At 71.3% G+C, this 19,784-nt stretch carries 15 protein-coding genes and 1 tRNA gene; 15 read left to right on the top strand and 1 reads right to left on the bottom strand.

Features of this window, described 5'->3' with window-relative positions:
• Window positions 1-94: 94 nt before the first annotated feature.
• From ACS04_RS32675 to ACS04_RS32610, 14 genes are all read left to right on the top strand, one after another.
• Window positions 95-1,819 carry a UDP-N-acetylmuramoyl-L-alanyl-D-glutamate--2,6-diaminopimelate ligase gene (locus tag ACS04_RS32675; protein WP_048480491.1) on the top strand — a complete coding sequence of 575 codons (1,725 nt, stop codon included), beginning with the start codon at window positions 95-97 and terminating at the stop codon, window positions 1,817-1,819.
• Entirely contained in the window at window positions 1,816-3,240 is a 1,425-nt protein-coding gene (locus ACS04_RS32670) for a UDP-N-acetylmuramoyl-tripeptide--D-alanyl-D-alanine ligase (protein ID WP_048480490.1), read from the top strand. The genes ACS04_RS32675 and ACS04_RS32670 overlap by 4 nt, the downstream gene beginning before the upstream one ends.
• Entirely contained in the window at window positions 3,237-4,307 is a 1,071-nt protein-coding gene (gene mraY / locus ACS04_RS32665; RefSeq protein WP_048480489.1) for a phospho-N-acetylmuramoyl-pentapeptide-transferase, read from the top strand. Before ACS04_RS32670 ends, mraY begins: the two co-directional genes overlap by 4 nt.
• A complete protein-coding gene (gene murD / locus ACS04_RS32660; RefSeq protein ID WP_048480488.1) occupies window positions 4,289-5,716 on the top strand; it encodes a UDP-N-acetylmuramoyl-L-alanine--D-glutamate ligase in 1,428 nt (475 codons plus the stop codon). Before mraY ends, murD begins: the two co-directional genes overlap by 19 nt.
• Before the next feature lie 80 nt (window positions 5,717-5,796).
• Complete coding sequence (gene ftsW, locus ACS04_RS32655; protein ID WP_048480487.1) at window positions 5,797-7,203, top strand: putative lipid II flippase FtsW; 1,407 nt, start codon at window positions 5,797-5,799, stop codon at window positions 7,201-7,203.
• Between the two features lie 6 nt (window positions 7,204-7,209).
• Entirely contained in the window at window positions 7,210-8,304 is a 1,095-nt protein-coding gene (gene murG / locus ACS04_RS32650; protein WP_030291900.1) for an undecaprenyldiphospho-muramoylpentapeptide beta-N-acetylglucosaminyltransferase, read from the top strand.
• A gap of 16 nt (window positions 8,305-8,320) precedes the next feature.
• Complete coding sequence (locus tag ACS04_RS32645; RefSeq protein WP_048480486.1) at window positions 8,321-9,172, top strand: cell division protein FtsQ/DivIB; 852 nt, start codon at window positions 8,321-8,323, stop codon at window positions 9,170-9,172.
• A 280-nt stretch (window positions 9,173-9,452) separates the two neighbouring features.
• On the top strand, window positions 9,453-10,658 hold the full coding sequence (gene ftsZ, locus ACS04_RS32640) for a cell division protein FtsZ (protein WP_048480485.1): 1,206 nt from the start codon (window positions 9,453-9,455) through the stop codon (window positions 10,656-10,658).
• On the top strand, window positions 10,655-11,443 hold the full coding sequence (gene pgeF, locus ACS04_RS32635; protein WP_048480484.1) for a peptidoglycan editing factor PgeF: 789 nt from the start codon (window positions 10,655-10,657) through the stop codon (window positions 11,441-11,443). Before ftsZ ends, pgeF begins: the two co-directional genes overlap by 4 nt.
• Complete coding sequence (locus ACS04_RS32630; protein WP_048480483.1) at window positions 11,430-12,149, top strand: YggS family pyridoxal phosphate-dependent enzyme; 720 nt, start codon at window positions 11,430-11,432, stop codon at window positions 12,147-12,149. The genes pgeF and ACS04_RS32630 overlap by 14 nt, the downstream gene beginning before the upstream one ends.
• 149 nt (window positions 12,150-12,298) lie before the next feature.
• On the top strand, window positions 12,299-12,907 hold the full coding sequence (locus ACS04_RS32625; RefSeq protein WP_048480482.1) for a cell division protein SepF: 609 nt from the start codon (window positions 12,299-12,301) through the stop codon (window positions 12,905-12,907).
• 60 nt (window positions 12,908-12,967) lie between these two features.
• A complete protein-coding gene (locus ACS04_RS32620; RefSeq protein WP_048480481.1) occupies window positions 12,968-13,264 on the top strand; it encodes a YggT family protein in 297 nt (98 codons plus the stop codon).
• A gap of 82 nt (window positions 13,265-13,346) precedes the next feature.
• Complete coding sequence (locus ACS04_RS32615) at window positions 13,347-14,606, top strand: DivIVA domain-containing protein (RefSeq protein WP_048480480.1); 1,260 nt, start codon at window positions 13,347-13,349, stop codon at window positions 14,604-14,606.
• Window positions 14,607-14,708: 102 nt separating this feature from the next.
• Window positions 14,709-14,782 (top strand) — tRNA-OTHER (locus ACS04_RS32610).
• 65 nt (window positions 14,783-14,847) lie between these two features.
• On the opposite strand, the gene ileS is transcribed toward ACS04_RS32610, so the two are convergent.
• The gene (gene ileS / locus ACS04_RS32605; RefSeq protein WP_048480479.1) at window positions 14,848-18,006 is read right to left on the bottom strand and encodes an isoleucine--tRNA ligase; all 3,159 of its coding nucleotides are present in this window, start codon (window positions 18,004-18,006) and stop codon (window positions 14,848-14,850) included.
• A 747-nt stretch (window positions 18,007-18,753) separates the two neighbouring features.
• Here ileS and ACS04_RS38785 point away from each other — a divergent pair.
• A complete protein-coding gene (locus tag ACS04_RS38785; protein ID WP_342449604.1) occupies window positions 18,754-19,701 on the top strand; it encodes a TraR/DksA family transcriptional regulator in 948 nt (315 codons plus the stop codon).
• Window positions 19,702-19,784 lie beyond the last annotated feature (83 nt).

Below are 19,784 nucleotides of genomic sequence, written 5' to 3'. Positions count from 1 at the left end.
GCCCTCCGCAGCGCCCTCCGCACAGCCCAGCCGGCAGCCCGGCCAGTGACCCGGCGGGCCGGCCGGCCCGCCAGAAATCCGTGAGGCACCATCAGTGACAACGATCACCCCGAAACCCGGGAACCCGTCGGCCGACGACCACGCGGCCGGGCCCTCACTTCGCGAGCGGCCCGCCGCGCCCGGTACGCTCACCGCCGTGCCCCACGCTGATCAGCCCCGAACCACCCAGCAAGACGCCCCGGCAACGCCGCCGGGAGCGCCCCGGCCCCAGGCCGCCCGCCCGACACCCCTGGGCGAGCTGGCCGACCTGCTGGGAGTCGAAGCCCCCGGCGCGGCCCCCGCGGACGCCGCGGCGCAGCCCCCGCGGATCACCGGAATCACGCACGACTCCCGTGCCGTGCGCCCCGGCGACCTGTACGCGGCCCTGCCCGGCGCCAAGCTGCACGGCGCCGACTTCGCCGCCCAGGCGGCGGCCCTCGGCGCCGCGGCCGTGCTGACCGACCCGGCGGGCGCCGAACGCGCGGCCGCGACCGGACTGCCGGTCCTGGCCGTCGCCGACCCGCGCGGCCGGATGGGCGAGCTCGCCGCCGCGATCTACGGCCGTCCCGGCGAGGACCTGCTCCAGATCGGCATCACCGGCACCTCAGGCAAGACCACCACGGCCTACCTCGTCGAGGGCGGCCTGCGCGGCGCCGGACGCTCCACCGGACTGGTCGGCACCGTCGAGATGCGCATCGGCGACGAGCGCATCAAGTCGGAGCGCACCACCCCGGAGGCCACCGACCTCCAGGCCCTGTTCGCGGTCATGCGCGAACGCGGGGTCGAGGCGGTCGCCATGGAGGTCTCCAGCCACGCCCTGGTGCTCGGCCGGGTCGACGGATGCGTCTTCGACGTCGCCGTCTTCAACAACCTGAGCCCGGAGCACATGGAGTTCCACTCCGACATGGAGGACTACTTCCAGGCCAAGGCGCAGCTCTTCACCGAGCGCCGCGCCCGCCTCGGCGTGGTCAACATGGACGACGAGTACGGCCGCCGCCTAGCCAAGGAGGCCACGATCCCGGTGGTCACCTTCTCCGCCGAGGGCGACCGGGCAGCCGACTGGCGCGCCGAGGACGTCGTGTTCGGGCACATGGACTCCACGCTGACCGTGGTCGGCCCGCAGGGGCAGCGCGTACGGGCCACGGCCCCGCTGCCCGGCCCGTTCAACGTCGCCAACACCGTGGCCGCGATCGTCACCCTCGCCGCCGCCGGCATCGACCCGCAGACCGCCGCCGACGGCGTCGCCGCGGTCCCCGGCGTCCCCGGCCGGCTGGAACGGGTGGACGCGGGCCAGCCGTACCTGGCCGTCGTCGACTACGCGCACAAGACGGACGCCGTCGAATCCGTGCTCCGCGCGCTGCGCGAGGTCACCACCGGCAAGCTGCACATCGTGCTCGGCTGCGGCGGCGACCGCGACACCACCAAGCGCGCCCCGATGGGCGCCGCGGCGGCCCGCTTCGCCGACACCGCCGTACTGACCTCCGACAACCCGCGCTCCGAGGACCCCCTCGCGATCCTCGCCGCGATGTTCGGGGGCGCCGTCTCCGTACCGGCCGAGGAGCGCGGCACGGTCCTCGTCGACGCCGACCGCGCCGCGGCCATCGCCGCCGCCGTCGCGCGCGCCGAGCCCGGCGACACCGTGCTGGTGGCCGGCAAGGGTCACGAGCAGGGCCAGGACACGGCGGGCGTCGTACGGCCCTTCGACGACCGCGCGGTGCTCCGCGCCGCGATCGAAGCCCAGCAAGGCAGCAACGTCCCCCAGGCCGAGGTGAACCAGTGATCGCCCTTTCCCTCGCCGAGATCGCCGACATCACCGGCGGGCGGCCCCACGACATACCGGATCCCTCCGTGCGGATCACCGGGCCCGTGGTCATCGACTCCCGCCAGGTGGAGGCCGGCAGCCTGTTCGCCGCGTTCACCGGCGAGCACGTCGACGGCCACGACTACGCCGAGCGCGCGGTCGCCTCCGGAGCGGCGGCCGTCCTCGCCGCCCGGCCCGTCGGCGTACCCGCGATCGTCGTCGCCGATGTCGAGAAGGCCCTGGGCGCCCTCGCCCGGGCCGTCGTCGAGCGCCTCGGCACCGATGTGGTGGCCCTGACCGGCTCCGCCGGCAAGACCTCCACCAAGGACCTCATCGCCCAGGTGCTCCAGACCCACGCACCCACCGTGTGGACGCCGGGCTCCCTCAACAACGAGATCGGCCTGCCGCTCACCGCGCTGCGCGCCACGGAGGAAACCCGGCACCTGGTACTGGAGATGGGCGCCCGGGGCATCGGGCACATCGCGTACCTCACCGGCTTGACCCCGCCGCGCATCGGACTCGTCCTCAACGTCGGGACCGCCCACATCGGCGAGTTCGGCGGCCGCGAGCAGATCGCCCAGGCCAAGGGCGAACTCGTCGAGGCCCTGCCGGCCGAAGCCGACGGCGGAGTGGCGGTCCTCAACGCCGACGATCCGCTGGTGCGGGCGATGTCCGCCCGGACCAAGGCCCGTACGGTGCTGTTCGGCGAGGCCGACGACGCCGACGTACGCGCCTCGGAAGTCCGTATGACACCGGCGGGACAGCCCTCCTTCACACTCCACACACCCACCGGGTGCGGCGAAGTGACCTTGCGCCTGTACGGTGAGCACCACGTGTCGAACGCGCTCGCCGCGGCCGCCGTCGCCCATGTACTGGGCATGTCCACCCCGGAGATCGCCACCGCGCTCTCCGGAGCGGGCACCTTGTCCCGGTGGCGGATGGAGGTCACCGAGCGGGCGGACGGCGTGACGATCGTCAACGACGCCTACAACGCGAATCCCGAGTCCATGCGGGCCGCACTGCGCGCGCTTGCCGCGATGGGCGGCCCGGCCAGGGCCGGCGGGGGGCGTACGTGGGCGGTGCTCGGTCCCATGGCCGAGCTCGGGGACGCATCGTTGGCCGAGCACGACGCGGTGGGACGGCTTGCCGTCCGGCTCAACGTGAGCAAGCTCGTCGCAGTCGGGGGCAGGGAAGCGTCCTGGCTGCAACTGGGCGCATATAACGAGGGTTCGTGGGGTGAGGAGTCGGTGGTCGTGTCCGACGCGCAGGCGGCGATCGACCTGTTGCGCAGTGAACTGCGCCCGGGTGACGTCGTGCTGGTGAAGGCTTCCAGGTCCATCGGACTGGAGCGGGTCGCTCTGGCGCTGCTTGCCGGCGGGGGCGAGGTCGCCGACCGATGAGGCAGATCCTCTTCGCCGGTGTCATCGGCATGTTCCTGACCGTGGTCGGCACTCCGCTGCTGATCAAGCTGCTGGCCCGCAAGGGCTACGGGCAGTTCATCCGCGACGACGGCCCGCGCGGCCACGCCGGGAAGAAGGGCACGCCCACCATGGGCGGTATCTCCTTCATCCTGGCGACGATCATCGCGTACGGCCTGACGAAGGTGATCACGGGCAGTCAGCCCACCTTCTCCGGCGTGCTGGTGCTCTTCCTGATGGCCGGCATGGGCCTGGTGGGTTACCTCGACGACTACATCAAGATCGTCAAGCGGCGCTCGCTCGGCCTGCGGGCCAAGGCCAAGATGGCCGGCCAGCTGATCGTCGGCATCGCCTTCGCGGTGCTCGCGCTGCAGTTCAAGGACGCCCGCGGCAACGCCCCGGCCTCCACCAAGCTGTCGTTCGTCACGGACTTCGGCTGGTCGATCGGCCCGGTGCTGTTCGTGGTCTGGGCGCTGTTCATGATCCTGGCGATGTCCAACGGCGTGAACCTGACGGACGGTCTGGACGGTCTGGCGACCGGCGCCGCCGTGATGGTCTTCGGCGCGTACACCTTCATCGGCGTCTGGCAGTTCCAGGAGTCGTGCGCCAACGCGCAGACCCTGACGAACCCCAACGCCTGCTTCGAGGTACGAGATCCGCTGGACCTCGCCATCGTCGCCTCCGCGCTGATGGGCGCCTGCTTCGGCTTCCTGTGGTGGAACACCTCGCCCGCCAAGATCTTCATGGGTGACACCGGCTCGCTCGCCCTCGGCGGCGCTCTCGCCGGTCTCGCGATCTGCTCCCGCACGGAGTTCCTGATCGCTCTCCTCGGCGGCCTCTTCGTCCTCATCACCATGTCGGTCGTCATCCAGGTCGGCTCCTTCAAGCTCACCGGGAAGCGCGTCTTCCGGATGGCCCCGCTCCAGCACCACTTCGAACTGAAGGGGTGGTCCGAGGTCCTGGTGGTGGTCCGGTTCTGGATCATCCAGGGCATGTGCGTGATCGTGGGTCTCGGACTCTTCTACGCGGGATGGGCAGCGGACAAGTGACGTCCTGGCAGGGCAAGAACATCACCGTCGCCGGCCTCGGCGTGAGCGGCATCAGCGCCGCCCGCGCCCTGGCCGGCCTCGGCGCTTCGGTGACCGTCGTCGACGGCGGTGACAGCGAGGGCCACCGGGCTCGCGCCGCCGAACTCGGCGAGCTGGGCATCGCGGTACGGCTCGCGGACGCCGAGACGCTGCCCGAGGGCACCGACCTGGTGGTGACCTCGCCCGGCTGGAAGCCGGAGAGCCCGCTCTTCGCGGCCGCCGCGGCGGCCGGCGTCGAGGTCGTCGGCGACGTCGAGATCGCCTGGCAGCTGCGCGGCCCGGACGCGGCCCCCTGGCTGGCGATCACCGGCACCAACGGCAAGACCACCACCACCCAGATGCTCGCGTCGATCCTGAAGGCGGCGGGTCTGAGGACCGCGGCCGTGGGCAACATCGGCACCCCGATCATCGACGTGGTGCTCGGCGAGGAGAAGTACGACGTGCTCGCCGTCGAACTCTCCAGCTACCAGCTGCACTGGGCACCCTCGCTGCGCGCCCACTCGGCGGCCGTGCTCAACCTGGCCCCGGACCACCTCGACTGGCACGGCTCGATGGAGGCGTACGCCGCCGACAAGGGCCGCATCTACGAGGGCAACACCGTCGCCTGCGTCTACAACGTCGCCGACCCGGCCACCGAGGCGCTGGTCGTCGAGGCAGACGTGGAGGAGGGCTGCCGGGCGATCGGCTTCACCCTCGGCGCCCCCGGCCCCTCCATGCTCGGCGTGGTCGACGGGATCCTCGTGGACCGCGCCTTCGTGGAGAACCGGCAGAAGAACGCCCAGGAGCTCGCCGAGGTCAAGGACGTCAACCCGCCGGCCCCGCACAACATCGCCAACGCGCTCGCCGCCGCCGCCCTGGCCCGCGCCTTCGGCGTCGCGCCGCGCGCGGTCCGCGACGGGCTGCGGGACTTCCGCCCCGACGCGCACCGCGTCGCGCTCGTGGACGAGGTCGCGGGGGTCACGTACGTCGACGACTCCAAGGCGACCAACACGCACGCCGCGGAGGCCTCCCTGGCGGCCTTCGAGCCCGTCGTGTGGATCGCCGGCGGCCTCGCCAAGGGCGCGACCTTCGACGAGCTCGTACAGAAGTCCGCGAAGCGGATGCGCGCCGCGGTGCTGATCGGCGCCGACCGGGCGCTGATCGCCGAGGCGCTGGCGCGACACGCCCCCGAGGTCCCGGTCGTCGACCTCGACCGGACCGACACTGGGGCGATGCTCGCAGCGGTCCGCGAGGCGGCCCGGCTCGCAGAGCCCGGCGACACGGTTCTGCTGGCCCCGGCCTGTGCCTCGATGGACATGTTCGCGAACTACAACAAGCGCGGGGACGCATTCGCGGACGCGGTGCGCGAGCTGGCCGCCGAGAACGCGTAGGTACGGCCGGCCCGGCTCCAGGTCGGCGAGTCCTCCCCGACCGGCTGCTCGCCTCGTACGAGTGGAGGGGAAGGTCACACATGCCGGCCAAGCAAGTGCTGCCGGGGCGGCGGCCGTCCGCCGTGAAGGCCGCCAAGCCCGCGGGCGGCGCCAAGTCCGCCAGGACGGTCAAGGCGCAGGGCCGCAGGCGTCCGGCCTCCGGCGGGCCGCTGCCCGCCGGGCGCGGGCCGCTGGAGCGGCTGCGGCGTACACAGCGGCAGTTGCGCAAGGCCTGGGACCGGCCCCTCACCGCGTATTACCTGATTTTCGGCAGCTCGCTGCTCATCACCGTGCTCGGCCTGGTGATGGTCTACTCGGCCTCGATGATCAAGGCGCTCCAGCTGGGTCTGGGCGACGCGTACTTCTTCAAGAAGCAGTTCCTTGCCGCCCTGATCGGCACCGTACTGCTGCTGATCGCCTCCCGGATGCCCGTCAAACTGCACCGGGCGCTGTCGTACCCCGTGCTCGCCGGAACCCTGTTCCTGATGGTCCTGGTCCAGGTCCCCGGGATAGGGGTCGCGATCAACGGCAACCAGAATTGGATCTCCCTTGGCGGTCCGTTCATGCTCCAGCCCAGTGAGTTCGGCAAGCTGGCCCTGATCCTGTGGGGCGCCGACCTGCTGGCCCGCAAGGGCGACAAGGAGCTGCTGAGCCAGTGGAAGCACCTGCTGGTGCCGCTGGTGCCGGTGGCCTTCCTGCTGCTCGGGCTGATCATGCTGGGCGGGGACATGGGCACCGCGATGATCCTCGGGGCCATCCTGTTCGGCCTGCTGTGGCTGGCCGGGGCGCCGACGCGGATGTTCGTGGCGGTGCTGGCCTTCGCGGGTGTGATCGTCGCACTGCTGATCAAGACCAGCCCGCACCGGATGGACCGGCTCGCCTGCCTCGGCGCCACGGATCCCGGCCGGGGCGACCTGTGCTGGCAGGCCGTGCACGGGATCTATGCCCTCGCATCGGGCGGATGGTTCGGTTCCGGTTTGGGTGCCAGTGTGGAAAAATGGGGGCAACTGCCCGAAGCCCACACCGACTTCATCTTCGCCATCACCGGGGAGGAACTGGGTCTGGCGGGGACGCTGTCGGTACTCGCCCTGTTCGCGGCTCTAGGCTATGCGGGTATCCGCGTGGCCGGACGCACGGAGGACTCCTTCGTACGCTATGCCGCGGGAGGCGTGACCACCTGGATCACGGCGCAGGCCGTGATCAACATCGGTGCGGTGCTCGGTCTGCTGCCGATCGCCGGAGTCCCGCTCCCGCTGTTCTCGTACGGGGGGTCCGCGCTGCTGCCGACCATGTTCGCCATCGGACTGCTCATCGCCTTCGCGCGTGAGGAGCCGGCGGCGCGCGCGGCGCTCGCGATGCGCCAGCCGAAGACCGGCTGGAAGCGGACCGGGCAGAGATGGAAGTCGATGAGACGGAGCGTCAAGAGGCGTCCGTCCGGAGAGCGGTGAATTTCGGTGCATGTCGTACTCGCCGGTGGGGGGACCGCCGGCCACATCGAGCCGGCGCTCGCCCTCGCGGACGCCCTGCGCAGGCAGGACCCTTCCGTGGGCATCACCGCCCTCGGCACGGAGCGCGGGCTCGAAACCCGCCTCGTGCCCGAGCGCGGCTATGAGCTGGGGCTGATCCCGGCCGTCCCGCTGCCCCGCAAGCCCACCCCCGAGCTCATCACCGTCCCCGGGCGGCTGCGCGGGACGATCAAGGCCGCCGAGGAGATCCTGGAGCGCACCAAGGCCGACTGCGTCGTCGGCTTCGGCGGCTACGTGGCCCTGCCCGGCTACCTCGCCGCCAAGCGGCTCGGGGTGCCGATCATCGTCCACGAGGCCAACGCCCGGCCGGGACTGGCCAACAAGATCGGCTCCCGCTACGCGCACGCCGTCGCGGTCTCCACACCCGACAGCAAACTGCGCGGCGCCCGCTACGTGGGCATCCCGCTGCGCCGCTCCATCTCCACCCTGGACCGGGCCGCGGCCCGCCCGGAGGCGCGCGCCGCCTTCGGCCTGGACCCGAACCTTCCGACCCTGCTGGTCTCCGGCGGCTCGCAGGGCGCCCGGCGCCTCAACGAGACCATCCAGCAGGTCGCTCCCACCCTCCAGCGGTCCGGGATCCAGATCCTGCACGCGGTCGGTCCGAAGAACGAACTGCCGCGTGTCGACAACATGCCCGGGATGCCGCCGTATGTGCCGGTACCGTACGTGGACCGGATGGATCTCGCGTACGCCGCCGCCGACATGATGCTGTGCCGCGCGGGCGCGATGACCGTCGCCGAACTCTCCGCCGTCGGGCTGCCGGCCGCGTACGTCCCGTTGCCGATCGGCAACGGCGAACAGCGGCTCAACGCCCAGCCGGTGGTCAAGGCCGGCGGCGGCCTGCTCGTCGACGACGCGGAGCTGACGCCCGAATGGGTGCTCAGCCAGGTGCTCCCGGTGCTCGCCGACCCGCACCGCCTGTACGAGATGTCCCGCGCCGCCGCCGAGTTCGGACGCCGCGACGCCGACGACCTGCTCGTCGCGATGGTGTACGAGGCGATCGCCGCACACAGGAACCGCTAGCGCAGGAGGCACAGGAGTGGCCGGAGCGACCACCGCACAGCGCGGCAACCCCGGGTCCGCCCGGAAGGGCGGGGGCTCCGGCTCTTCCAAGCCGCCCGAGCAGCCAGGGTCGTCGGGGGGATCCGGCCCGCAGGGCCCCGGTGTCCGGCGCCTCGTCGGGCGTCTGCGGCACCGGGGCCCCGTGCTGCTCGCGCTCCTCGCCGCCGTCCTGCTCGCCGGAGGCGGCAGCTGGGTGCTCTACGGCTCCTCCTGGCTCCGCGTCGAGAAGGTGACCACGAGCGGAACCCTGGTGCTGACCCCCGAGCAGGTGCTGGCCGCCGCGGCCGTACCGGTCGGGGCGCCGCTCGCGACCGTGGACACCGACGAGATCGCGGGCCGCGTCCGCAACCGGCTGCCCCGCGTCGATTCGGTCGACGTGGTGCGGGCCTGGCCGCACGGGATCGGTCTGAAGGTGACGGAGCGCAAACCCGTCCTGCTCATCAAAAAGGACGCCAAGTTCGTGGAAGTGGACGCGTCGGGTGTGCGATTCGACACGGCCGCGAAAGCTCCCGCGGGCGTTCCGGTCCTCGAATTGTCAGCGGCGCAGTCGCCGAGCGGCCGCCGCTTCGACGAGGAGCGGCTGCTGCACGAGGCCGTGGGCGTCGCCGGAGACCTCCCCGAGGCGGTCGCCAAGGAGACCGTGCAGGTCAGGGTGGGCTCGTACGACTCGGTCGTACTGGAGTTGACCCGCGGGCGGAGCGTGGTCTGGGGCAGTGGCGAGCAGGGCGAGGCGAAAGGGCGTGCGCTGACCGCCCTGCTGAAGGCCGCGCCCAAGGCTGACCACTTTGACGTGAGCGTTCCCACCGCCCCTGCGGTGACCGGGAGTTGACGTCGGGTCGAACAGCGACGCACCCTGGTTGGCCACCGATACGGGTGATCACATAGGGTGAAAAGAAAAACGGGAGGTTCGGCGTGTTCGTTGAACACGCGCTACTTGTCGACTTAGTGTCCTGTTCGGAAGAGTCCAGGGAACAGGCACATGCTTAACCCTAAACTTCAGGGTTAGGGTTCGGGTCGGCGCGTTCGGACCGTCCCACATTTCGGCATCAGTCGTCGCACCGCAGGCCCGCGAGGCGGCGACACGTAACTCGAGGCGAGAGGCCTTCGACGTGGCAGCACCGCAGAACTACCTCGCAGTCATCAAGGTCATCGGTGTCGGCGGCGGTGGTGTCAATGCCATCAACCGAATGATCGAGGTCGGTCTCAAGGGCGTCGAGTTCATCGCCATCAACACGGACGCGCAGGCGCTGTTGATGAGCGACGCCGACGTCAAGCTCGACGTCGGCCGGGAACTCACCCGGGGCCTCGGCGCCGGCGCCAACCCGGCAGTCGGTCGCAAGGCGGCAGAGGACCACCGCGAGGAGATCGAGGAGGTCCTCAAGGGGGCCGACATGGTCTTCGTCACCGCCGGCGAGGGCGGCGGCACCGGCACCGGCGGCGCACCCGTCGTCGCCAACATCGCGCGCTCGCTCGGCGCCCTGACGATCGGTGTGGTCACCCGGCCGTTCACCTTCGAGGGCCGGCGCCGCGCGAACCAGGCGGAGGACGGCATCGCCGAGCTCCGCGAAGAGGTCGACACCCTCATCGTCATCCCCAACGACCGGCTGCTGTCCATCTCGGACCGCCAGGTCTCGGTCCTGGACGCCTTCAAGTCGGCCGACCAGGTCCTGCTCTCGGGTGTCCAGGGCATCACCGACCTCATCACCACCCCGGGTCTGATCAACCTCGACTTCGCGGACGTCAAGTCCGTCATGTCCGAGGCGGGATCGGCCCTCATGGGCATCGGCTCGGCCCGCGGCGACGACCGCGCGGTGGCCGCCGCCGAGATGGCGATCTCCTCGCCGCTGCTGGAGGCGTCCATCGACGGCGCCCGCGGTGTGCTGCTCTCCATCTCCGGCGGCTCGGACCTCGGCCTCTTCGAGATCAACGAGGCCGCGCAGCTGGTCAGTGAGGCCGCCCACCCCGAGGCGAACATCATCTTCGGCGCCGTCATCGACGACGCGCTCGGCGACGAGGTACGGGTCACCGTCATCGCCGCCGGCTTCGACGGCGGACAGCCCCCGGCCCGCCGGGACAACGTCATCGGCGCCGCGTCCACCAAGCGCGAGGAGCCCGCCCCGGCGCCGGTCCGCGCGGCCGAGCCGGCCCGCCCGGCCTTCGGCGCACTGGGTACGGTCACCCCGCGCGAAGAGCCCCCGGCCCCGGTCGAGGCGGCCCCGGCCGAGGCCGCGGCCCCCGCGCCGCAGGTCCCGACGGCCCGGCCGTACCAGGACAGCCCGGCCGAGGAGCTGGATGTCCCGGACTTCTTGAAGTGACGCTGGACCAGTACGACGAGAGCGGCGCCCACTTCGCCTTCACCGACCGGTGGGGCGGGGTGAGCGCCGTTCCGTACGAGGAGCTCAATCTCGGCGGCGCGGTCGGAGACGACCCCACCGCCGTTCTCGCGAACCGGGCGGCCGCCGCCGGAGCCCTGGGCATCGAGCCGGACCAGGTGGTCTGGATGAACCAGGTCCACGGCCGTGACGTTGCGGTGGTCCCCGGACCCTGGGGCGCCGCAGCCGACGTCCCGGCGGTGGACGCGGTGGTGACCGCCCGCCGGGGGCTCGCCCTCGCGGTGCTCACCGCGGACTGCACCCCGGTCCTGCTGGCCGACCCGGTCGCTGGGATCGCGGGCGCGGCCCACGCGGGGCGGCCCGGACTGGTCGCGGCGGTGGTACCCGCCGCCGTGGAGGCGATGGTCGCCCTCGGCGCCGAACCCGGCCGGATCATCGCCCGTACCGGCCCCGCGATCTGCGGGCGCTGCTACGAGGTGCCGGCCGAGATGCGGGCGGCGGTCGCCGAAGCGGTGCCGGCCGCCTACGGCGAGACGAGTTGGGGGACCCCGTCCGTCGACGTGGTCGCCGGGGTGCACGCACAGCTCGCGGAGGCGGGGGTGGTGAACCGGCACCGTTCGCCGGTCTGCACACTGGAGTCGCGGGACCACTACTCGTACCGCCGCGACCGGGTGACCGGGCGGCTTGCCGGATATGTCTGGTTGACGGAGCTTGACCGGGGGGCGACCCCCGGACTCCCGGGGGAAAAGAAGAATGACGGACCGTAAGACGGAACTCGCGCGGAACCTCGCGCGGGTGGAGGAACGCATCTCGTCCGCCTGCGCGGCCGCGGGACGCGCGCGCGACGAGGTGACGCTCATCGTCGTCACCAAGACCTACCCCGCGAGCGACGTACGACTGCTGGCGGACCTGGGGGTCCGTCATGTGGCGGAGAATCGCGACCAGGACGCCGCGCCCAAGGCCGCGGCCTGCGCGGATCTGCCGCTCACCTGGCACTTCGTGGGCCAGTTGCAGACGAACAAAGTCCGTTCCGTGGCGGGATACGCGCATGTCGTGCAGTCCGTCGACCGGCCCAAGCTCGTCACGGCGCTCTCGGCGGCCGCCGAGGGGGCCGGGCGCGAACTCGGCTGCCTCGTGCAGATCGCCCTCGACGCCGAATCGGGGGAGCGCGGCACCCGCGGGGGCGCGGCTCCCGAGCAGCTCGCCGAACTCGCGGACCTCGTGGCCGGGGCGCCCGGACTGCGGATCGACGGCCTGATGACCGTCGCCCCGCTGGCCGGGCCCTACGCGGGACGCGAACAGGCCGCTTTCGAGCGGCTGGTGGAATTGTCATCCCGCCTGCGCGCGGACCATCCGACTGCCACGATGGTGTCGGCCGGGATGAGCGCAGACCTGGAACAGGCCGTTGCGGCCGGGGCGACACATGTACGCGTCGGCACTGCGGTACTCGGCGCGAGACCCCGGCTCGGGTAACGTCGCGAAGAAAGTCGGACCACAGCAGAAAATATGGTCATTCCCGCTGACGGGCGGACAGACCACGTGGATCGCGGGCAGTTGGTGACTTTGGTGACACAGCGACACCTGCGACAGGGCGATCCACCACAGAGCGGAGGATTCAGAGAATGGCCGGCGCGATGCGCAAGATGGCGGTCTACCTCGGCCTCGTGGAGGACGACCGGTACGACAACCCGGGGTACGACCCCGACGACGAGTTCGAGCCCGAGCCGGAACCGGAGCGGGACCGCCGGCGCCAGCAGGCCGTGCACCAACCGCCCGTAACGGACGAACCGGTACGAGTCGCCCAGCCTCCCGCGCAACGGGAACCCATCCCATTGCCGGTTGAAAACGGACGTCCTGCGCGAATTGCCCCCGTGGCATCCATCACACCTGAACGCTCGAACCTGGAGAAGAACGCCCCCGTGATCATGCCCAAGGTCGTCTCCGAGCGGGAGCCGTACCGCATCACGACGCTGCACCCCCGGACCTACAACGAGGCCCGTACCATCGGGGAACACTTCCGTGAGGGCACTCCGGTGATCATGAACCTCACGGAGATGGACGACACGGATGCGAAGCGACTTGTCGACTTCGCCGCCGGCCTCGTCTTCGGCCTGCACGGCAGCATTGAACGCGTGACACAGAAGGTGTTCCTGCTGTCGCCTGCTAACGTCGATGTCACGGCGGAGGACAAGGCCCGCATCGCGGAGGGCGGGTTCTTCAACCAAAGCTAGACCGATCCGTCAGACACGGGGCCGGGGACCGAGTGGGAGCAGGGGAGAGGGAAGCGCGGGATGGGCGTCGCACTGCAGGTGGTCTACATCGCGCTGATGTGCTTCCTTATCGTGCTGATCTTCCGACTGGTGATGGACTACGTCTTCCAGTTCGCACGGTCATGGTCTCCGGGCAAGGCGATGGTGGTCGTTCTTGAGGCCACCTACACTGTCACCGATCCACCGCTCAAGCTTCTCCGGCGTTTCATTCCGCCGTTGCGTCTCGGGGGCGTGGCACTCGACCTGTCCTTCTTCGTTCTGATGATCATCGTTTACATCCTCATCAGTTTCGTGAGCACCGCTGCGAGAAGCGTGTGAACGATGAGCTTCCCCGTGAGCGCGGGGACAGTCCCGATACGGTCCTGCCGACTGCCGACGACTACGTAGAGGTGAAGAAGACATGCCGCTGACTCCCGAGGACGTGCGGAACAAGCAGTTCACGACCGTCCGCCTCCGAGAAGGCTATGACGAGGACGAGGTCGATGCCTTCCTCGACGAGGTCGAGTCCGAACTGACGCGCCTGCTGCGCGAGAACGAGGACCTGCGCGCCAAGCTGGCCGCCGCCACGCGTGCCGCCGCGCAGAACCAGCAGCAGCAGGGCATGCGCAAGCCCGAACCCCAGGACCAGCGCGGCCCCGGAGGCCCCGGCGCCCCCGTGCCCGCCGCCATATCCGGCCCGCCGGCTCAGCAGGGCCCGCCGCAGATGGGTCCGCCCCAGCTGCCCGGCGGCCAGCCGCAGCTCCCGGCCGGCCCCGGCGGACACGGACCGCAGGGTCCGGGCGGCCCGGGTCCGATGGGTGGCCCCATGCACACCATGGGCGGCCAGCAGCAGATGGGCCAGCAGGGCATGGGCCAGCAGCAGGGCATGGGTCAGCAGGGCATGGGCCAGCAGTCCATGGGTGGCCAGAACCCGCTCGGCCAGCAGATGCAGCCCATGGGTCAGCAGATGCAGCCGATGGGTCAGCAGATGCAGCCCATGGGTCAGCAGATGCAGCAGATGCAGCAGCCGCAGCTCCCGCAGCAGGGCCCCGGTGGCGACAGCGCCGCCCGCGTCCTGTCGCTGGCGCAGCAGACCGCCGACCAGGCGATCGCGGAGGCCCGCTCCGAGGCCAACAAGATCGTCGGCGAGGCGCGCAGCCGCGCCGAGGGCCTGGAGCGGGACGCCCGCGCCAAGGCCGACGCGCTGGAGCGGGACGCGCAGGAGAAGCACCGCGTCGCGATGGGCTCCCTGGAGTCCGCCCGCGCCACGCTGGAGCGCAAGGTCGAGGACCTGCGGGGCTTCGAGCGCGAGTACCGCACGCGTCTGAAGTCCTACCTGGAGTCGCAGCTGCGCCAGCTGGAGACCCAGGCGGACGACTCGCTGGCCCCGCCGCGCAACCCGGCCGGCCCGGCGCTCCCGCCGTCGCCGACGCCCTCCATGGCTCCGGCCGGAGCGATGGGCCACGCGATGAGCAACCCGTCGATGGGCGGTCCCTCGTCCATGGGCGGTCCCTCGCCGATGGGTGGCCCGTCCCCGATGGGCGGCCCCTCCTACGGTGGCCAGCAGCAGATGTCCCCCGCGATGACGCAGCCGATGGCTCCGGTGCGGCCCGCCGCCCCGCAGCCGATGCAGGCGCCGTCGCCGATGCGCGGCTTCCTGATCGACGAGGACGACAACTAGGCGGTACGCCCTCTGCGGCGCCGTCGGCAGTCACGGGCCGGGCCCGGTTCCCCCACGGGGGCACCGGGCCCGGCCCGTTTTCGTTGCAGTGGCCCGCGCGGTGGGCCGGTGGCGCAGAGGTCGTCGCGCCATTCTCCGCAGGAGGGAGGACGCCGGTTCGAATCCGGCTCGGCCCGCCGCGTGCACGAAGCGACGAACGGCGCCCCCCGCGGCGGGGGGCGCCGTTCGGTCTTCCCGGCGGTTACGCCTTGCGCAGGCGGAAGGTCAGGCCGAGGGACTCGTCCGTGAACGGGTCGCCGTACGTGGTGTCGGCCTCGCCCGCGGCGTAGTCCGTCGACAGGACCTCGTCCGCGATCAGCGAGGCGTGGTCCGTCAGGGCCGTCACGACCTCCGGGTCCGAGGAGGACCAGCGCAGCGCGATGCGGTCCGCCACGTCCAGGCCGGAGTTCTTGCGGGCCTCCTGGATCAGGCGGATCGCGTCACGGGCCAGACCCGCCAGCCGCAGCTCCGGGGTGATCTCCAGGTCCAGGGCCACCGTCGCGCCGGAGTCGGACGCCACCGACCAGCCCTCGCGCGGCGTCTCGGTGATGATGACCTCCTCGGGGGAGAGGGAGATCTCCTCGCCGTTCAGCGAGATCACCGCGGAGCCGGACCGCAGCGCCAGCGACAGCGCCGCCGCGTCGGCCGCGGCCACCGCCTTCGCCACGTCCTGCACGCCCTTGCCGAAGCGCTTGCCCAGCGCCCGGAAGTTCGCCTTCGCCGTCGTGTCGACCAGCGAACCGCCGACCTCCGACAGGGAGGCGAGGGAGGAGACGTTCAGCTCCTCCGTGATCTGGGCCTGGAGCTCCGCCGACAGGGCGTCGAAGCCGGTCGCGCCGACCAGGGCCCGGGAGAGCGGCTGGCGGGTCTTGACGCCCGACTCGGCACGCGTCGCGCGGCCCAGCTCCACCAGACGGCGGACCAGCAGCATCTGCTGCGAGAGCGTCGGGTCGATCGCCGCCGTGTCCGCCTGCGGCCAAGAGGACAGGTGCACCGACTCGGGCGCCTCAGGGGTGACCGGGACCACCATGTCCTGCCAGACCCGCTCCGTGATGAACGGGGTGAGGGGGGCGAGCAGGCGGGTGACCGTCTCCACCACGTCGTGCAGGGTGCGCAGCGCCGCCGCGTCGCCCTGCCAGAACCGGCGGCGCGAGCGGCGCACGTACCAGTTGGACAGGTCGTCCACGAAGGAGGACAGCAGCTTGCCGGCGCGCTGGGTGTCGTACGACTCCATCGCCTCGGTGACCTCGACGACGAGTGAGTTCAGCTCGGACAGCAGCCAGCGGTCCAGGACCGTGCGGTCCGCCGGCGCCGGGTCGGCCGCGGACGGGGCCCAGTTCGACGTACGGGCGTACAGCGCCTGGAAGGCGACCGTGTTCCAGTACGTGAGGAGGGTCTTGCGGACGACCTCCTGGATCGTGCCGTGACCCACGCGCCGCGCCGCCCACGGGGAGCCGCCGGCCGCCATGAACCAGCGCACCGCGTCCGCGCCGTGCTGGTCCATGAGCGGGATGGGCTGGAGGATGTTGCCCAGGTGCTTGGACATCTTGCGGCCGTCCTCGGCGAGGATGTGGCCCAGGCAGACCACGTTCTCGTAGGAGGACTTGTCGAAGACGAGCGTGCCGACCGCCATCAGCGTGTAGAACCAGCCGCGGGTCTGGTCGATGGCCTCCGAGATGAACTGCGCCGGGTAGCGCTTCTCGAAGACCTCCTTGTTCTTGTACGGGTAGCCCCACTGCGCGAACGGCATCGAGCCCGAGTCGTACCAGGCGTCGATGACTTCGGGGACGCGCACGGCCTCCAGCGAGCAGCCCTCGTGGGTGCAGGTGAAGGTGACGTCGTCGATGTAGGGGCGGTGCGGGTCCAGGGCGGAGAGGTCCGTGCCCGTCAGCTCGCTCAGCTCCGCGCGGGAACCGATGCAGGTGAGGTGGTCCTCCTCGCAGCGCCAGATCGGCAGCGGGGTGCCCCAGTAGCGGTTGCGCGAGAGCGCCCAGTCGATGTTGTTGTTCAGCCAGTCGCCGAAGCGGCCCTGCTTGACCGAGTCGGGGAACCAGTTCGTCTTCTCGTTCTCCCGCAGCATCGCGTCCTTGACGGCGGTGGTGCGGATGTACCAGGACGGCTGCGCGTAGTAGAGCAGGGCCGTGTGGCAGCGCCAGCAGTGCGGGTAGCTGTGCTCGTAGGCGATGTGCTTGAAGAGCAGGCCGCGCGCGTCGAGGTCGGCGGTCAGCTTCTCGTCGGCCTTCTTGAAGAAGACGCCGCCGACCAGCGGGACGTCCTCCTCGAAGGTGCCGTCGGGGCGGACCGGGTTCACGACGGGCAGGCCGTACGCGCGGCAGACCGCGAGGTCGTCGGCGCCGAAGGCGGGGGACTGGTGGACCAGACCGGTGCCGTCCTCGGTCGTGACGTACTCGGCGTTCACGACGTAGTGGGCGGGCGCGGGGAACTCGACGAGGTCGAAGGGACGCTCGTACGTCCAGCGCTCCATCTCCTTGCCCGTGAAGGACTGGCCGGTGGCCTCCCAGCCCTCGCCCAGGGACTTCTCCAGCAGGGGCTGGGCGACGACCAGCTTCTCCGAGTCCTCGACGCCGGTGCGGCGCGCGACGACGTACGTGACCTCGGGGTGGGCCGCGACCGCCGTGTTGGACACCAGGGTCCACGGGGTCGTCGTCCAGACCAGCAGCGCGGCCTCGCCGGCCAGCGGGCCGGAGGTCAGCGGGAAGCGGACGTAGACGGAGGGGTCGACGACCGTCTCGTAGCCCTGGGCCAGCTCGTGGTCCGAGAGGCCGGTGCCGCAGCGCGGGCACCAGGGGGCGACGCGGTGGTCCTGGGTGAGCAGGCCCTTGTTGAAGATCTCCTTCAGCGACCACCACACGGACTCGACGTACTCGGGGTCCATGGTCCGGTACGCGTCGTCCAGGTCGACCCAGTAGCCCATGCGGGTGGTGAGCTCGGCGAACGCGTCGGTGTGGCGGGTCACGGACTCGCGGCACTTGGCGTTGAACTCGGCGATGCCGTACGCCTCGATGTCCTGCTTGCCGTTGAAGCCGAGCTCCTTCTCGACGGCGAGCTCGACGGGCAGGCCGTGGCAGTCCCAGCCGGCCTTGCGGGCCACGTGGTAGCCGCGCATGGTGCGGAAGCGCGGGAAGACGTCCTTGAAGACGCGGGCCTCGATGTGGTGCGCGCCGGGCATGCCGTTGGCGGTGGGCGGGCCCTCGTAGAACACCCACTCGGGGCGGCCCTCGGACTGCTCCAGGGTCTTGGCGAAGGTCTTGCTCTCCCGCCAGAAGTCGAGGACCGCGTGCTCGAGGGCAGGCAGGTCGACCTGGGCGGGTACCGGGCGGTACTGCGGCGGTGTGGTCATGAGGCTGAACTCTTCCTCCGGCGGGGTGTCACTTCCGTCCGGAGGGACGAGAGCCGTCCTCGTCGCCGAGGCCGCGCTGCTCCCGCGGTACCACCCTCCTTGGCCGCCGGACACGGGATCCGGTAGCCCCCTCATTGGGGTGCGAAGCCGGGTCTACTGGCCCCACGGGGATCCGTGCGGCTTTCTTCCGGCGGCTCAGGGGTGATCCTTCGCATCGCGCTCGCCCCCGGGCTCTCACCGTCCCCGGGTCGCTCATGGCTGCGTCCGAAGCTACTCGTCCCCGTCCATGCCTTTCGCTGCGCCCAGTGTACGGGGCGGGGGCGTGCTCGGCAGACCGGTTTACGGGGGGTCGGCGCGGGGGTTCGGGAGGGGCTCGGCGACGGTTCCGGGGCAGGCCGCGCGGTGGGGCCGGGCGGGCCGCGGAGTGACCCGAACGGGCCGACGGGCCGGTTCGGGATCCGGTGGGACGTGAGGGGCGGATTACCGGGCTCCCCGCTGGGCACAACGGATGCAGGTTGGCATCGATGGACGCGTGCCCCGTTGCCGCGAGCCCGGAGTCGATTTATCGTTCCGGCACGATTCGCGCGCAAGATCACAGTATGTGAAGGGGCCGCGGCCATGGTGGCGAAGAAGACCGCCGGGAGAACTGCCGAGAAGGCTGTCGGAAAGGCCGCCGGGAAGGTCGTGACGGCCGTGGACGCGGCTCCGGCCCGGAAGAGGACGACTGCCGCCGGGAAAAGGGCGGCCGTGAACTCCGTGACGAAGGGGCCGGCGAAAGCGGCGGCCAGGGCCCCGGCCGAGAAGGCCGCCGAGACTGCGGTGAAGCCGGCGGCCGAGAAGGCTCCGGCCAAGAAGGCGCCCGTCAAAAAGGCGCTGGCCGAGAAGGCTCCGGCCGAGAAGGCGCCGGCCAAGAAGGCGCCGGCCAAGAAGGCGCCCGTCAAAAAGGCGGACGCCAAGAAGGCGCCCGCCAGAGCGGCGGACGCCGAGCGGGCGCCCGCCAAGAGGGCGGCGGCCGGGAAGACCGCCGCCGGGAAGTCCCCGGCCAAGAAGTCCCCGGCCGTGAAGACGGCGGCCGCGCCGAAGGCGGCCGACGGGAAGGCGACCGGCGTCGGGAAGACGACCGCGAGGAAGACCACGGCCAAGGCGGCCGCGGGCGAGGGGGCGGCGCAGGCCGCGCAACAGACGGGAGCCCGGAAAGTGGTTGCCAAGAAGAGCACCGGCACGGCCAGGAAGACGGCCGCGGCCGCCACCAGCGGGCTGCCGAAGGCGAGGGCCACGGCAGCAGCGGGCCTGGCGCCGGGCGAGCTGGCCGTACGGCCCGGTGAGGACCCCTGGACCCCCGCGGAGGTGGCCGAGGCCCGCGCCGAGCTCCAGAGCGAGGTGCTGCGGCTGCGCGACGAGCTCCAGGCCTCCGACGAGGCCATCTCGGGCCTGATGCGGGACTCGGGTGACGGCGCGGGCGACGACCAGGCCGACACGGGCACCAAGAACATCACCCGCGAGTCCGAACTGGCCCTCGCCGCGAACGCCCGCGAGATGCTCGAACAGACCGAGCGGGCCCTGGAGCGGCTGGACGCGGGCACGTACGGCCTCTGCGAGAACTGCGGCCAGCCCATCGGCAAGGCCAGGATGCAGGCCTTCCCGCGCGCGACCCTGTGCGTGGACTGCAAGCAGAAGCAGGAGCGGCGGCACTAGACGAGTAAGTCCGAAGTCCTTGGGCGCATGAAGCGAGGGTCTCGTTGGTTTGTGTGTGACGACAAACCTGGAGACCCTCGCGA

It is taken from the genome of Streptomyces roseus (genome assembly GCF_001044425.1).
Taxonomy (GTDB): Bacteria; Actinomycetota; Actinomycetes; order Streptomycetales; family Streptomycetaceae; genus Streptomyces; species Streptomyces roseus.
The sequence above is the reverse complement of the archived record's forward strand: the minus strand, read 5'-3'. Positions and strand labels throughout refer to the sequence as shown.

Bases quoted from the DNA above. Each gene is read 5' to 3' on its own strand.
- mraY (WP_048480489.1), top strand. From the start codon at position 3,237: ATGAGGCAGATCCTCTTCGCCGGTGTCATCGGCATGTTCCTGACCGTG.
- murD (WP_048480488.1), top strand. From the start codon at position 4,289: ATGGGCAGCGGACAAGTGACGTCCTGGCAGGGCAAGAACATCACCGTC.
- ftsW (WP_048480487.1), top strand. From the start codon at position 5,797: ATGCCGGCCAAGCAAGTGCTGCCGGGGCGGCGGCCGTCCGCCGTGAAG.
- ACS04_RS32630 (WP_048480483.1), top strand. From the start codon at position 11,430: ATGACGGACCGTAAGACGGAACTCGCGCGGAACCTCGCGCGGGTGGAG.
- ACS04_RS32625 (WP_048480482.1), top strand. From the start codon at position 12,299: ATGGCCGGCGCGATGCGCAAGATGGCGGTCTACCTCGGCCTCGTGGAG.
- ACS04_RS32620 (WP_048480481.1), top strand. From the start codon at position 12,968: ATGGGCGTCGCACTGCAGGTGGTCTACATCGCGCTGATGTGCTTCCTT.
- ACS04_RS32615 (WP_048480480.1), top strand. From the start codon at position 13,347: ATGCCGCTGACTCCCGAGGACGTGCGGAACAAGCAGTTCACGACCGTC.
- ileS (WP_048480479.1), bottom strand. From the start codon at position 18,006: ATGACCACACCGCCGCAGTACCGCCCGGTACCCGCCCAGGTCGACCTG.